The 419-nt window shown below is 63.2% G+C and carries 1 protein-coding gene; it reads right to left on the bottom strand.

What is annotated here, in order from left to right:
• On the bottom strand, positions 1-419 hold a 419-nt coding region (locus tag AC3A6R_RS27155; RefSeq protein WP_487866183.1), incomplete at both ends, for a chemotaxis protein CheW.

The raw sequence follows: 419 nt of genomic DNA, 5'->3' as shown, positions 1-419 counted from the left end.
TTCGACCAGGCCCATTTCCTCGCTCGACATCAGCCGATCGATGTCCACCAGGATCAGCATCCGCTCGTCGAGCGTGCCCAGCCCGATCAGGTAGTCGGTGTCCAGCACCGAGCCCATCTCCGGTGCCGGCTTGATCTGCTCCGCGCCCAGCGTGATCACGTCCGACACGCTGTCGACCACCATGCCCACCACACGGCCGCCGATGTTCAGCACGATCACCACCGTGAACTGGTCGTAGCTCGGCGTGCCCAGGTTGAACTTGATGCGCATGTCGATGATCGGCACGATGATTCCGCGCAGGTTCACCACGCCCTTGATGTACTCGGGCGCGTTCGCGATCCGCGTCACCGCGTCGTAGCCGCGAAGCTCCTGCACCTTCTGGATGTCGATGCCGTATTCCTCCTGGCCGAGCGTGAAGG

It is taken from the genome of Variovorax sp. Soil_C_19, from assembly GCF_057657255.1.
Note: the sequence above shows the minus strand (reverse complement) of the source record. Positions and strands in the feature narration are given on the sequence as shown.